The 13,164-nt window shown below is 64.9% G+C and carries 11 protein-coding genes; 6 read left to right on the top strand and 5 right to left on the bottom strand.

The window, feature by feature from the left end; genetic code table 11:
- Nucleotides 1-19: 19 nt before the first annotated feature.
- Nucleotides 20-874: a 3,4-dihydroxyphenylacetate 2,3-dioxygenase gene (gene hpaD / locus ACVISU_RS09475; protein WP_050401611.1), complete on the top strand. Its 855-nt coding sequence runs from the start codon at nt 20-22 to the stop codon at nt 872-874.
- A 111-nt stretch (nt 875-985) separates the two neighbouring features.
- Here hpaD and ACVISU_RS09470 read toward each other — a convergent pair whose 3' ends face one another.
- Nucleotides 986-2,224, bottom strand: coding sequence for an aminotransferase-like domain-containing protein (locus ACVISU_RS09470; protein ID WP_456706754.1), 1,239 nt, complete (start codon nt 2,222-2,224; stop codon nt 986-988).
- Nucleotides 2,225-2,285: 61 nt separating this feature from the next.
- Nucleotides 2,286-2,828, bottom strand: a complete 543-nt coding sequence (locus ACVISU_RS09465) for a DUF3124 domain-containing protein (RefSeq protein ID WP_430641591.1) — start codon at nt 2,826-2,828, stop codon at nt 2,286-2,288.
- 59 nt (nt 2,829-2,887) lie between these two features.
- On the opposite strand from ACVISU_RS09465, the gene ACVISU_RS09460 reads away from it, so the two are divergent.
- From ACVISU_RS09460 to ACVISU_RS09445, 4 genes are all read left to right on the top strand, one after another.
- Nucleotides 2,888-4,621 carry a cation:proton antiporter domain-containing protein gene (locus ACVISU_RS09460; RefSeq protein ID WP_456706753.1) on the top strand — a complete coding sequence of 578 codons (1,734 nt, stop codon included), beginning with the start codon at nt 2,888-2,890 and terminating at the stop codon, nt 4,619-4,621.
- A 121-nt stretch (nt 4,622-4,742) separates the two neighbouring features.
- Complete coding sequence (gene ribB, locus ACVISU_RS09455; protein WP_050402376.1) at nt 4,743-5,819, top strand: 3,4-dihydroxy-2-butanone-4-phosphate synthase; 1,077 nt, start codon at nt 4,743-4,745, stop codon at nt 5,817-5,819.
- Nucleotides 5,820-6,009: 190 nt separating this feature from the next.
- Nucleotides 6,010-7,224: an acyl-CoA dehydrogenase gene (locus ACVISU_RS09450; protein WP_050402375.1), complete on the top strand. Its 1,215-nt coding sequence runs from the start codon at nt 6,010-6,012 to the stop codon at nt 7,222-7,224.
- Nucleotides 7,225-7,355: 131 nt separating this feature from the next.
- Nucleotides 7,356-8,273 (top strand): MBL fold metallo-hydrolase, encoded by a 918-nt coding sequence (locus tag ACVISU_RS09445; protein WP_456706752.1) that lies wholly within the window; start codon nt 7,356-7,358, stop codon nt 8,271-8,273.
- Between the two features lie 113 nt (nt 8,274-8,386).
- Here the strand turns inward: ACVISU_RS09445 and ACVISU_RS09440 are convergent, their stop codons facing one another.
- Complete coding sequence (locus ACVISU_RS09440; RefSeq protein ID WP_456706751.1) at nt 8,387-9,244, bottom strand: DUF1499 domain-containing protein; 858 nt, start codon at nt 9,242-9,244, stop codon at nt 8,387-8,389.
- 310 nt (nt 9,245-9,554) lie between these two features.
- Nucleotides 9,555-11,183, bottom strand: a complete 1,629-nt coding sequence (locus ACVISU_RS09435) for a fatty-acid--CoA ligase (RefSeq protein WP_050402373.1) — start codon at nt 11,181-11,183, stop codon at nt 9,555-9,557.
- Between the two features lie 76 nt (nt 11,184-11,259).
- Between ACVISU_RS09435 and ACVISU_RS09430 the strand changes: the two genes are divergently transcribed.
- A complete protein-coding gene (locus ACVISU_RS09430; protein ID WP_456706750.1) occupies nt 11,260-12,450 on the top strand; it encodes an extensin family protein in 1,191 nt (396 codons plus the stop codon).
- Between the two features lie 23 nt (nt 12,451-12,473).
- Here ACVISU_RS09430 and ACVISU_RS09425 read toward each other — a convergent pair whose 3' ends face one another.
- Complete coding sequence (locus tag ACVISU_RS09425; RefSeq protein WP_050402387.1) at nt 12,474-13,151, bottom strand: L,D-transpeptidase; 678 nt, start codon at nt 13,149-13,151, stop codon at nt 12,474-12,476.
- Nucleotides 13,152-13,164: the final 13 nt, after the last annotated feature.

Here is a 13,164-nt window from a genome sequence, read left to right as displayed (position 1 = left end):
CAAGGGGATGATCGCGTCGATGGGTGAACTCGTTCTCGCTGCCAAGGTCAGCCACGTACCATCCCTGATGCTGTCGGAACGTTCGGATCACCCGCTGCATGACGCGAGGGCCGGCGCGGTCGCGGCATTGCACGAACTCGGCCGCCGCGCCAGGGACCGCGATGTATCCACCTTCGTGGTGTTCGATACCCATTGGCTGTCCAATTTCGGCTACCACGTCAACGCCAATGCCCGGCATCGCGGCTCGTTCACGAGCCACGAGGCGCCGCAGATGATCAAGGACCTGCGCTACGACTGGCCGGGGAATACTGCGCTTGGAGAGGCGATTGCACGCGAAGCGGCGGGCGATGGGCTCAATGTGATGGCGCACCGGGTCGAAAGCCTCGGTCTTGAATACGGCACCATCGTCCCGATGCACTACCTGAACCAGGATGGCCGGGCCAAGGTCGTCTCCGTCGCATCGCCGCTGTTCACGTCGATCGAGGAGAGCAGGCTGCTCGGCGAAGCGACCCGCCGTGCGGTTGCGCTGTCCGGCGAGCGGGTCGCGCTGCTCGCCAGCGGATCGCTGTCGCATCGGCTGTTGCCGAACAAGCAGCTCGGGCCCGAAGCCTGGACGTCAATCGCCAGCGAATTCAACCGGCAGGTCGATTTGCGCGTTCTCGAGCTGTGGCAGCAGCGCCGTTACCGGGAGTTCCTCGACATGCTTCCGGATTACGCCACAAGGTGCAACGGCGAGGGCGGAATGGCCGATACCATCATGCTGTTTGCCGCGCTGGGCTGGTACGATTTCCGCGGCGCCGCCGAGCAACTCTGCGACTACTTCCCGTCGAGCGGCAGCGGACAGGTGCATGTGGAGTTTCACCTGGCCGCGTGAGGCGGCGAATGTGGCCTGCTAAAGCGCGATGAGGTCTGGTTGCAGCGTCATCGGGCTTTTTGCTTTGGCATGATCTTCGGAAAACCGCTTCGCACTTTTTCTGAGCATGCTCTAGCCGCGCTTCTCCACATTGCTGCTGCGTGCGGGCACGCCGAACTCCTTGCGGCACACCTCGGCCAGCACGGCGACGCCCTCCCGGATCTGCTCGTGCGAGGGGCTGGCGAAGCAGAGGCGGAGCCGGCTGGTGGAATGCGCCTTGCTGGTCGACCATTCCGGTCCCGGATTGATCGAGACGCCGGCGGCAAGTGCCGCCTGATAGAGCTTCATGGTGTCGACATTGTCGGGCAGCTTGACCCAGAGGAAGATGCCGCCCTTCGGGGCCTCGAATTCGGCCGACGTGCCGAACTGCTCGTTCAGCGCCTCCATCAGCGTGTCGAGCTTGGCGCGCAGTCCGCGCGTCAGTTTGGGCACATGGGTCGCGAAATGCGGCGTGCAATATTCCGACAGCACCATCTGCTCCAGCGCGCCGGAGCCGGCATCGGTCTTCATCGGCAGCATCCGCGACATGATCTCCCAGGGCGCGACGATGAAGCCGACCCGCAGCGCCGGCGCGATCGACTTCGAGAACGAGCCGATATGGATCACGCCGCCATGCTTGCTCATGGCATAGATCGCGGGCGGCCGCTCACCGTTCCAGATCAGATCGGCATAGCAATCGTCCTCGAAGATCGGGACGCCGTATTCCTTGGACAACTTCAGCATCTCGGCGCGGCGGCTCTCGGGGAGGATCGAGCCGGTCGGGTTCTGCACCGTCGGGATGGTGTAGATGTATTTCGGCGTGATACCGCGCCGCCTGTGGTCGGCGAGCGCTGCTGCCAGCGCATCGATCCGGATGCCATCGCCGTCGAGAGGGATGCCGACCGCACTGACGCCGAGCCGGGTCAGCCGGTTCAGCGAGCCCTGGTAGGTCTCCTGCTCGATCAGCACGGTGTCGCCCTTGGCGAGCAGCGTCTGATTGACCAGGTCGAGCGCCTGCAGCGAGCCGGAGACGATCATGATCTCCTCCGGCGTGCAGGCGATGCCGGCATCGCGCTTCAGCTTCTCGGTGAGGAACTGGCGGAGCGGCAGATAGCCCTGCGGCCCGTGCGCGAGGTTATAGGTCGCCAGATTCCTGCCCTCGCGCTTCAGCACGGCATTGACCGCTTCCAGCAACCCGTCGACCGGGACCTGATCGGGGTCGTTGTTGCCGCCGACGAAGGAGTATTTGGCAAGCCCGGTCCATCGCGCAGCCGGCGCAGGCAGGCCGGCCGGAAGCAGCGGTGCAAAGTCGAACTGGGCTGAGGTGGACATGGACGTTTCGCTCCGTGTTGTTGTCGTTGAGAAGGTCCGCGGGAAGCGGCCTCCTGTGAAGTCAGTTCTTGCCGGTCAGCCTGATCGGCCGACCCTGGCTGATGAAGGCGTAGTGCCCGGCGCCGACGCTGCCGACCATCAATGCCTCGACCGCCGGTTCCGCGATCTCGCCGGCGGCCGCCCAATCCACCACGAAATTCGCGCCGGTGCCGCCGCGGGTATCTGACGTGGCGATCGCGACCTCGATGGTCGCAAACGGTTTTAGCGCGACCGGCGATTTGAGGTAGCTCTCCACCATCCTGCCTGCCGTGTCGAAATAGGCAATCCGCTTCAGCACCAGCGGCTTCGTCTCGGAGGCGTTGTGCACGCTGAGCGTCGCCGAGAAATCGGCCCTGAGCTTGCCCTGGCTCATCGACACGCTGGAATACACCGGCACGTAGAATGCACCGGATGCGGTGAGGCCTTCCGACGGCACCGCCGTCAGCGAGTTCGCGAAATTTTGTTCAATACTTGCCGAGGATTGTGCTAGCGCCTCCGTCATGCGCACGGTGAGCAGGCAGAGCAGAACTGCCAGAAAAATGCCGCCTGCGCGGATGTGACACATTGCTCGGTTGATCCTCACGCCCGGCCCTCTAGGTTGCGGCAACAGGAAGTCTTTGACGCATGCATGAACTGATTCCCGATATCACGCTCTGTATCCTGTTTGCCTGGGGGATTGGGCTATTGGCCCATTTCTCCCGGCAACCGCTGATACTGGCCTACCTTATCGCCGGCTTTTTCATTGGTCCATTCGGCATGGGCTGGGTCAAGTCCCAGGAATCGATCAGCGTCATCTCCGAGCTCGGCTTGATCTTCATGCTGTTCATGATCGGGCTGGAAATCGACCTCAAGAAGATCATCCGTGCCGGCAAGGTGATCCTGTTCGCCGGCGCCGGCGAACTGATCGGCGGCTGCCTGATCGGCGCGGCGTTCTTTGCCGGGATCGGGCTTGCGATCGGCGGCGGCAAGTTCGATGCGGTCTATCTCTGCGTCGCCTGCGCGCTGTCCTCGACCGTCATCATCGTCAAGGTGCTCTACGAGAAGCGCGAGCTGGACACGCTGCCGGGCCGCATCACGCTCGGCGTGCTGGTGCTGCAGGACATCTTTGCGATCCTGTTCCTGGCGGTGCAGCCGAGCCTCGACAATCTGCAAATCAGCGTCGTGCTGCTGTCGATCGCCCGCGTTGCGGTGCTGGTCGCAACGGCGCTGGTGCTCAGCCGCTACGTGCTGCCGCGGCTGTTCCACCAGATCGCGCGGCGGCCCGAGCTCGTGCTGCTCGGTGCGCTCGCCTGGTGCTTCCTGATCGGCGAGATCGCCGAGCGGCTGCATCTGTCGCGCGAGATGGGCTCGCTGGTCGCCGGCGTCTCGATCTCGACCTTTCCCTACGCGCTCGACGTCACCGCCAAGGTCACGACGCTGCGGGATTTCTTCATCACGCTGTTCTTCGTCGCGCTCGGCATGACGATCCCGATCCCGGGCTTGCAGGTGATCTGGCTCGCGCTTGTGATCGCGGCCTTCACGGTGATGAGCCGCCTGGTCACGACATTCACGCCGCTCTATCTGATGAAGCAGGGGCTGCGCGCCAGCCTGCTGCCGGCGATCAATCTGGCGCAGATCTCCGAGTTCTCGCTGGTGGTGATCCAGACCGGCGTCGCCGCCAACCATATCAGCGCCGAAACCGCGAACGCGGCCTCTTTCGCCTTCGTGGTGCTGGCGGTGCTTTCGACCTTCGCGATGGGCCGCAGCGACCAGATCGTGCGCGGCCTGATCGGCCCGTTGAAGCGGATCGGGCTGCGCGACCTCGACCAGGAGGGTGAAGGCCGCGGCGAGGCCGCCCAGGAGGGCGGGCATGGCGAGATCCGCCGCATCGTCATCCTCGGCTTTTTCCGTGCCGCAAGTGCGTTGATCAGCCAGATCGAGCGGCAGAACCAGTCGCTGCTCGAGCAGATCAGCGTCATCGATTTCAACCCGCTGGTGTTCCGCACGCTGACCGACCGCGGCATGCACGTGATCTATGGCGACATCAGCAATGTCGATACGCTGGTGCATGCCGGGATCGGCAAGGCCGAGATCATCATCCTGAGCGTGCCGGATTTCCTGCTGGTCGGCGCCGACAATGAGAAGCTGGTGCGCCACGTCCGCGCCCTCAATCCGACCGCGAAGGTCGTCGCCACCGCGGACCTCCTGAGCGGCGTCGACGACCTCTATGCGGCCGGCGCCGACTACGTCACGGTGACCCGGCTCAGCGACGCCGGCGAGCTCTATTCGGTGATCGAGGCCGCCGACGCCGGTCTGCTCGACGACAAGCGCGCCGAGCTGGACGCCCAGCTCAGCGACCGGCGCGAGGTGCTGCCGTAGGGGACCGTGCTTGTCACGCGCTGGTATGCCTGCCGGACGCATGGCGGGTTGCATAATGATACTGGCGCTGACATCGGAACCCGGCTAATCCACTGCCTGCATAAAGCGAGATGTCAGGACAATGGCCGATACGATCCAGGAAGTGCTGCAAGCCTTTGCGAAGGGTGAACTCGTCGTCGTCACCGACGATGACGATCGGGAAGGCGAGGGCGATTTGATCGTCGCGGCGTCGTTCTGCACGGCGGAAAAGATGGCCTTCATCATCCGTCACACCTCCGGCATCGTGTGCGCGCCGATCACCACCGAGGACGCCCGCCGGCTGCGGCTCGATCCGATGGTGGCGCACAACGAGTCCAACCACACCACGGCCTTCACCGTCTCGATCGACTACAAGCCCGATGGCGGCACCGGCATCTCGGCCGACGAACGCGCCTCCTGCTGCCGCGCGCTCGCCAATCCGAATGCCGGCGCCAACGATTTCGCGCGGCCCGGCCACATCTTCCCGCTGATCGCGCGCGATGGCGGCGTGTTGCTGCGCTCCGGTCACACCGAAGCGGCGGTCGATCTGTGCCGGCTCTCGGGCCTGCCGCCGGTCGGCGTCATCAGCGAGCTGATGAACGACGATGGAACCGTGATGAAGGGCGAGCAGGTCGCGAAATTCGCCGCTGCCCACAAGCTCAAGCATGTCACGATCGCGGACATGATCGCCTATCGCCAGGCGCGCGAGAAGCTGATCGAGCGGGTCGCGACCTTCACCACCGAAAGCCCGATCGGCCCGCTGCAAGGCTATGCCTATCGCTCGCCGTTCGACGAGATCATGCACGCCGCCTTCGTCTACAACGGCATCGGCGACGGCCGGGACGTGCTGACCCGGCTGCACAAGCCCAATATCGTGACCGACCTCTTCACCGGTCCGGCACGGATGGAAGCCGTGCTGCGGCACTTCAAGGATGCCGGCCGCGGCGTGCTGGTCTATCTGCGCGACGGTGCAGCCGGAGTTCCGGTGCAGCCGGTGAGCGAGCAGAAATCGGCGGAGGCCGATCGCAACAAGCAATGGCGCGAGGTCGGCGTCGGCGCGCAGATCCTGCGCGATCTCGGCATCACCTCGATCCGGCACCTGACCTCGTCGGTGCACGACTACAAGGGTCTGTCCGGTTTCGGCATCGAGATCGTGTCGAACGAGAGGCTGGAGTGCTAGCACCCGTCATTCCCGGGCTCGCGAAGCGAGAACCACAGGGGCGGGATTGCGCCCCGGGGAATCTCGAAATTCCGGGTTCGATGCCATGCATCGCCCCGGAAGGACGGTGAGAGGATCACCAATTGCGCTTCGCAGCATAGCGCTTTAATTTATCCGCCAATTTCCGAGTGACGATGCGAAAGGATGTTTCATGAGCGTGCGCCCCCAGGCCAAGGACAAGCCGGCTGCCGCCAGCTTTCAGTGGGATGATCCGTTCCTGCTCGACGACCAGCTCACCGAAGACGAGCGCCTGATCCGCGACACCGCGCGGGCCTATGCGCAGGACAAGCTGTTGCCGCGGGTCACCAAGGCCTATCTGGAAGAAAAGACCGACCGCGAGATATTCAACGAGATGGGCGAGCTCGGCCTGATCGGCGTGACGCTGCCCGAGGAATATGGCTGCGCCAATGCGAGCTACGTGGCGTATGGCCTGGTGGCGCGCGAGATCGAGCGCGTCGATAGCGGCTATCGCTCGATGAACTCGGTGCAGTCGTCGCTGGTGATGTACCCGATTTACGCCTATGGCGACGAAAACCAGCGCAAGAAATATCTCCCGAAGCTTGCGACCGGGGAATGGGTCGGCTGCTTCGGCCTGACCGAGCCGGACGCCGGTTCCGATCCCGGCGGCATGAAGACCCGCGCCGAGAAGGTCGCCGACGGCTACAAGCTGAACGGTGCCAAGATGTGGATTTCGAATGCGCCGATCGCCGACGTGTTCGTGGTGTGGGCCAAGTCGGCCGCCCATGACAACCAGATCCGCGGCTTCATCCTCGAGAAGGGCATGAAGGGCCTGTCGGCGCCGAAGGTCGGCGGCAAGCTCAGCTTGCGCGCCTCGATCACCGGCGAGATCGTGCTCGACAACGTGGTGGTGCCGGAAAGCGCCCTGCTGCCCAACGTCTCCGGCCTCAAGGGTCCGTTCGGCTGCCTCAACCGCGCCCGCTACGGCATCTCCTGGGGTGCGCTCGGCGCCGCCGAGGACTGCATGCACCGCGCGCGGCAATACACGCTCGACCGCAAGCAGTTCAACCGGCCGCTCGCCGCGACCCAGCTGGTGCAGAAGAAGCTCGCCGACATGGAGACCGAGATCGCGCTCGGCCTGCAGGCCTCGTTGCGCGTCGGCCGCCTGATGGACGAGGGCAAGATGGCGCCCGAGATGATCTCGATCGTCAAGCGCAACAATTGCGGCAAGTCGCTCGACATCGCCCGCATGGCTCGCGACATGCACGGCGGCAACGGCATCCAGATCGAGTATCACGTGATGCGCCACGCCGCGAATCTCGAGACGGTCAACACCTATGAGGGCACGCACGACGTCCACGCGCTGATCCTCGGCCGCGCCATCACCGGCATCCAGGCGTTCTCGTAAGGGACGCCATCCCCGACAGCGTAGGATGGGTAGAGCGAAGCGAAACCCATCTTACTGCCCACCATGCGGCTGGCATGATGGGTTTCGCTGCGCTCTACCCATCCTGCAAGATCGCATTCGGGGCACCTCCCATGGCCGACAACGACGACGTCCCGTTCAACCGCGAATTTCCGCTGCAGCCCGGTGTGGTCGAACAGGTCCGCCCCGGCGTGCGCCGCGTGCTCTGCAACAATCCAAGCCCGTTCACCTTTACCGGCACGGTCAGCTACATCGTCGGTGAGGGCAAGGTCGCGATCATCGATCCCGGTCCCGACGATGCGGCGCATGCCAAGGCGCTGCTCGATGCGGTCAGGGGCGAGACCGTGACCCACATCCTGGTCACCCATACCCATCGCGACCACTCGCCGAACACGCCGCGGATCAAGGCCGCGACTGGTGCGCCCGTCTATGCCGAGGGGCCGCACCGCGCCTCGCGCCCGCGCTTCGAGAGCGAGAAGCACAATCCGGAATCCGGCGCCGACCGCGATTTCCGGCCCGACATCGAGGTCAAGCACGGCGACGTCATCGAGGGTGCGGGCTTCGCGCTGGAGGCGGTGGCAACCCCCGGCCACACCGCCAATCACCTGGCGTTCGCCTGGGCCGAGCGCAGCATCAATTTCGTCGGCGACCATGTGATGGGCTGGTCGACCTCGATCGTGGCGCCGCCCGACGGCTCGATGATCGATTACATGGCCTCGCTGGAGCGGCTGGAGCAGCGTCCCGAGCAGCTCTATCTCTCCGGCCATGGTCCGGAGATTCCGGAAGGCCCGCGCTTTGTCCGCTTCCTGGCGCGGCATCGCCGCGCGCGCGAGGCGTCGATCCTGCATCGCCTGGCCAAGGGCGAGGCCGACATCCCGACCATGGTGCGAGCGATTTATATCGGGCTCGATCCGCGCCTCGCCAATGCCGCCGGCTATTCGGTGCTGGCGCATCTGGAGGACTTGGTCGCGCGCGGTGTCGTGGCGACTGATGGCGATCCCGTAATCGGCGGCACGTACCGGATGGCCTGACTCGTCATTCCGGGGCGTGCGAAGCACGAGCCCGGAATCCATCAGACCGCAGGCTGTGTCGTGAAATGGATTCCGGGTTCATCGCTGCGCGATGTTCTGGAATGACGGGTGAATTATTTCTTCACCGACTTCGCCGGCGGCGCCTTGGGCGCGACCGGGGCTGCCTTCTTGGCAGGCTTCGAATTGTCGTTCTCGGCGGCGGCGTTGAGGTCCTCGATCAGCTTTTTGACCCGCGCGGCGTTGCTGCCGAGATCGGTGTCGAAATAGCGCGAGGCGGAGCGGATATCGACGCGCGAGTCCTCGTCATCGGGCGTGACCCGGATCGAGACGTCCTCGCGGAAACCCATGATCGGCGTGCGTGCCACCGCCTCGATGCGGCCGATCCGGCGCGGCGGCTGCGGCGCGCGTGCGTCGATGACGAGCCATTTGCGGCGGTTCACCAGCCGCAGGGTCATCTCATAGGCGCGGTCGACCGGGGTTTCCAACTCGACGGTCTCGATATCTGGATAGGCGGCGCGCTGCCGCTCGGCGGAAGCGAGGCCGGCGTAGGCGGCCGGATTGGTGCCTTCCCCGGTGCGCAGCCGCGCCAGCGCCTCGAATTTTGGCGGGTCGATCGGATCGGTGGTGACGTCGTAGAGCCGCGGCAGCTTGCGGTATTGATAGGTCAGGTAGCCCGGGTAGGCGAGGATTGCGGCGTCGATCAGGAAAGCGAGCAGGATCCGGCCCATGCCGCGGGTGCCGTTCTGCCAGATCGCAGCGAAGGCGGCCAGCCCGAGCAGGATCGACAGGCCGGCGAGGCCCAGCGCGCCGAAGAAGGTCGCCAGCGCCGGTTTGACCTCCAGGAACCCGAAGCGGACGATGATGATCGAGACCACCACCGCGACGACGGAGAAGATGGCGAGATTGCGCGACCAAGTGGCGAGACCGGACACGGGCTCCTGCTGGTAGGGAGCGGAAAACCTGCGCGCCATCGTCGAATAATCTGCCGGTTGAGATTGCCCCCGGCGACCTCAGCCGCCGCCAATGACCCGTGTGAGACCACGGACCTGCGGCGAATTCAAGGGATTTGGGCGTGATGTGGCGGTCGACACCTCCCTTCTCCCCTTGTGGGAGAAGGTGGCCATAGGCGGCCTTTGGCCGCCGTCCTTCGAAATGGAGGCCGATGCCTTGCATCGGCTAAGCGTAGTCCGCGACGGATGAGGGGTCTCTATCCGCGGAGAGAACCCCTCACCCGCCTCGCTTTGCTCGGCACCCTCTCCCACAAGGGGAGAGGGTGAATTCTCATGCCGCGGCGGTCGGGAAAGTGTAGTCCTTGAACTGGTCGCGCAGCGCCGTCTTCAGGATCTTGCCGGTCGCGGTGTGGGGAATGCCGTCGACGAAGGCGACATCGTCGGGCATCCACCACTTGGCGATCTTGCCGTCCATGAACTTCAGGATGTCCTCGCGCGTGGCGCTCTGGCCCTGCTTGAGCTGCACGATCAGCAGCGGCCGCTCATCCCATTTGGGGTGATGGACGCCGATCACGGCGGCTTCCGCCACCGCGGGATGGCCGACCGCGAGGTTTTCCAGATCGATCGAGGAGATCCATTCGCCGCCGGACTTGATCACGTCCTTGGAGCGGTCGGTGATCCGCATGTAGCCGTGCTCGTCCATCGTCGAGACGTCGCCGGTGTCGAAGAAGCCGGCATCGTCGAGGATGTTGGCATCGACGCGGAAATAGGCCTTGGCGATGGCGGGGCCGGAGACCTTGAGACGGCCGAAGGTCTTGCCGTCCCACGGCAGCTCCTTGCCGGCATCGTCGGTGATCTTCATCTCGACGCCGAACGGCGGATAGCCCTGGGTCTGCAGGATGTCGAGCCGCTCCTCGCCGGTGCGTTCGGTGAACGGCGGCTTCAGCGTCGCCAGCGTGCCGAGCGGGCTCATCTCGGTCATGCCCCAAGCGTGCCGCACCTGGCTGCCCATGTCGAGGAACGCCTTGATCATCGAGCGCGGCATCGCCGAGCCGCCGCAGATCACCATTTGCAGATCCGGCAGCTTGAGATTGTTGGCGGCCATGTATTGCAGCAGCATCAGCCACACCGTCGGGACGCCCGCGGTATGGGTGACCTTCTCGGTCGACAGCAATTCGTACACCGAGGCGCCGTCGAGCTTTGGGCCCGGCATCACGAGCTTGGTGCCCATCGACGGTGCGGAGAAGGCGATGCCCCAGCTGTTGGCATGGAACAAGGGCACCACCGGAAGCATTGTGTCCGAGGCGGAGGTGCCGAGCGCGTCCTTCGAGTTGGCCATCAGCGCGTGCAACACGTTGGACCGGTGCGAATACAGGACACCCTTGGGATCGCCCGTCGTGCCGGAGGTGTAGCACATCGCCGCGGCGGTGTTCTCGTCGAAGGTCTTCCACTTGAACTTGCCGTCGGATGCCGCGATCCAGTCCTCATAGGCGACCGCGTTCTTCAGCGAGGTCTGCGGCATGTGCGCCTTGTCGGTCAGCACCACGTAGCGCTCGACGCTCGGCAGCTGGCTGGCGATCTTCTCCAGCACCGGAACGAAGGTGAGGTCGGTGATGACGATGCGGTCCTGGGCGTGGTTGACGATCCAGGCGATCTGTTCCGGAAACAGTCGTGGATTGACCGTATGGCAGATCGCGCCGATCCCCATGATGCCGTACCACACCTCGAGGTGGCGCCAGGTGTTCCAGGCGATGGTGGCGACGCGGTCGCCGAGGTTGATGCCGTCGCGCTCCAGGCTCTGCGAGACCTTCAGCGCGCGGGCGTGAATTTGGGCATAGTTGGTGCGATGAATGGGGCCTTCGACCGACCGGGTCACGACTTCCTGCGTGCCGTGATATTTGGCGGCGTGCTCAATAATCTTGTGACACAGCAAGGGCCAATCTTGCATCAAGCCAAGCATACGCAAATCCCTCCTCGATCCTCACGCATGATCTGCCGGCATCTTGGGCGGCCGGCAGTAAAATCATGGAACTGACATGAACTGTAGCGCGGAGAAAGCAAGCCGAAAATGGCCTGATGGCGCGTTTCGTCGCGGGCGCGCGGCAATGGTTACCGCTGCCGCCGCGCTGCTGTGCCTTGGCATGCAAGCGGGGCCCGCCGGGGCCACCCGCGGCGCGCCGAGCTTTCCATGGGACGATCTGCTTGGCATCCGGCCGCACCGGGCACACAAGGCGGTCCGCCGCTCGGCGGTGCCGCTGCCAAAGCCGCGTCCGGCAGAGGCGCCGGCGGCAGCGGAAGGGCCGCCAGCAGACCAGGCGCCGCCTGCGGCCGAGCCCGCGCCGCCCGCGGCCGAGACGCAGCCTCCGGCGGTTGCGACACCCGGCGAAACGGCCAAGCCGGCCGAAGTTGCAAAACCGGTGGAGCCGCCCAGGCCGCAGCTATCGGCCTGCCGGCAGGCCCTCACCGAGGAGATCGCGATCGCACCGAGCATTCCGGATATCCATGGCGCCGGCGGCTGCGGCGGCGAGGATCTGGTGCGGCTCGAGGCCATCGTGCTGCCCGACAAGCGCAAGGTCGCAGTCAAGCCCGCGGCGATCCTCCGCTGCAAGATGGCAAGTGCGGTCGCCGACTGGGTCCGCACCGATATCGCGCCGCTGGCGCAGAGCCTCGGGGGCGGGATCAGCAACCTCGACAATTTCGACTCGTTCGAGTGCCGCGGCCGCAATCGCGTCGTTGGCGCGCAGCTCTCCGAACATGGCCGCGCCAATGCGCTCGACGTCCGCGCCCTCGGTCTTGCCAACGGCAAATCGATCTCGCTGACCGACCGCAGCGTGCCACGCGATCTGCGCGAGACCGTGCTGCATTCGGTCTGCGCCCGCTTCTCCACCGTGCTCGGCCCGGGCTCGGACTGGTACCACGAGGACCACATCCATCTCGACCTGACGGAGCGTCGCAACAATTACCGGATCTGCCAGTGGAATGTTTACGATCCGCTGCCGCGTGTCGCGCCGCTGTTGCCGGCCGGGCGCCCCGAAGCGGCGCCGCCGCGCGAGGTCGCGGCTAAATCAGACGGGTCCAAGCCGGACTCATCCAAGCCGGACGAAGCCGACCGCGGCAAGGCCGATGAGTCGGATGCGGCGAAATCAGATGATGCGGCCGCGCCTGAAGGCGCTGCCGAGACCAAGCCGCGGCCAACAAAAAAGCGCCGGCAAAGCCGGCGCCTTTGATCGCGATTGCGACGTGACTGGGATCAGTAGGGAACGTTGCCGCCGCCCTGCAGCGCCATCTGCGGCTTGTAGGGCGAGTCGCCGTGCTTCGGCTCCAGCACCACGACGATGGTGCCGAGCTTGACGCGGTTGTAGAGGTCGATGACGTCCTCGTTGGTCATGCGGATGCAGCCCGAGGAGATCGACGAACCGATGTATTCCGGCTGGTTGGTGCCGTGGATGCGGAACAGCGTGTCCTTGCCGCCCGAGTAGAGATACATCGCGCGCGAGCCCATCGGATTGTCCGGGCCGGGTGCCACGAAGGTCGGAACGCCGAGGCGCGAGATTTCACCTGGGGTGGGATGCCAGGCCGGCCATTCGGTCATGCTGCCGACCTTGGCAATGCCGGACCAGGCCATGGCTTCCTCGCCGACGGTGATGCCGTAGCGGATCGCCTTGCCGTCGTTCAGCACGTAGTAGAGGTAATGATTGTCGGAATCGACCACGATCGAGCCGGGGGCTTCCTTACGGTGATACTCGACGATGGCGCGGCGGAACGGCTCGGCTACCGGCGTCTTGACGTAGGTGGTCTTGGCCAGCAGTTCCTTGTCACGCGGCTTGAAGGCTGCAGTGTTGGTTGCCTCATAGGTCGTGGCCTGCATGCAGCCTGACAACATCAGGCCTGCGGCCAGTATCCCAAAGGTAACTTTGAACGACGACATGATTACGTTCCAA

It is taken from the genome of Bradyrhizobium sp. USDA 4452, assembly GCF_054063575.1.
This window is presented reverse-complemented; position numbering and strand designations above follow the sequence as displayed.

Excerpts from the sequence above, each read along its gene's own strand:
- hpaD (WP_050401611.1), top strand. The coding sequence starts at position 20 with ATGGGTGAACTCGTTCTCGCTGCCAAGGTCAGCCACGTACCATCCCTG.
- ACVISU_RS09470 (WP_456706754.1), bottom strand. The coding sequence starts at position 2,224 with ATGTCCACCTCAGCCCAGTTCGACTTTGCACCGCTGCTTCCGGCCGGC.
- ACVISU_RS09465 (WP_430641591.1), bottom strand. The coding sequence starts at position 2,828 with ATGTGTCACATCCGCGCAGGCGGCATTTTTCTGGCAGTTCTGCTCTGC.
- ACVISU_RS09460 (WP_456706753.1), top strand. The coding sequence starts at position 2,888 with ATGCATGAACTGATTCCCGATATCACGCTCTGTATCCTGTTTGCCTGG.
- ribB (WP_050402376.1), top strand. The coding sequence starts at position 4,743 with ATGGCCGATACGATCCAGGAAGTGCTGCAAGCCTTTGCGAAGGGTGAA.
- ACVISU_RS09450 (WP_050402375.1), top strand. The coding sequence starts at position 6,010 with ATGAGCGTGCGCCCCCAGGCCAAGGACAAGCCGGCTGCCGCCAGCTTT.
- ACVISU_RS09445 (WP_456706752.1), top strand. The coding sequence starts at position 7,356 with ATGGCCGACAACGACGACGTCCCGTTCAACCGCGAATTTCCGCTGCAG.
- ACVISU_RS09440 (WP_456706751.1), bottom strand. The coding sequence starts at position 9,244 with ATGGCGCGCAGGTTTTCCGCTCCCTACCAGCAGGAGCCCGTGTCCGGT.
- ACVISU_RS09435 (WP_050402373.1), bottom strand. The coding sequence starts at position 11,183 with ATGCTTGGCTTGATGCAAGATTGGCCCTTGCTGTGTCACAAGATTATT.
- ACVISU_RS09430 (WP_456706750.1), top strand. The coding sequence starts at position 11,260 with ATGAACTGTAGCGCGGAGAAAGCAAGCCGAAAATGGCCTGATGGCGCG.
- ACVISU_RS09425 (WP_050402387.1), bottom strand. The coding sequence starts at position 13,151 with ATGTCGTCGTTCAAAGTTACCTTTGGGATACTGGCCGCAGGCCTGATG.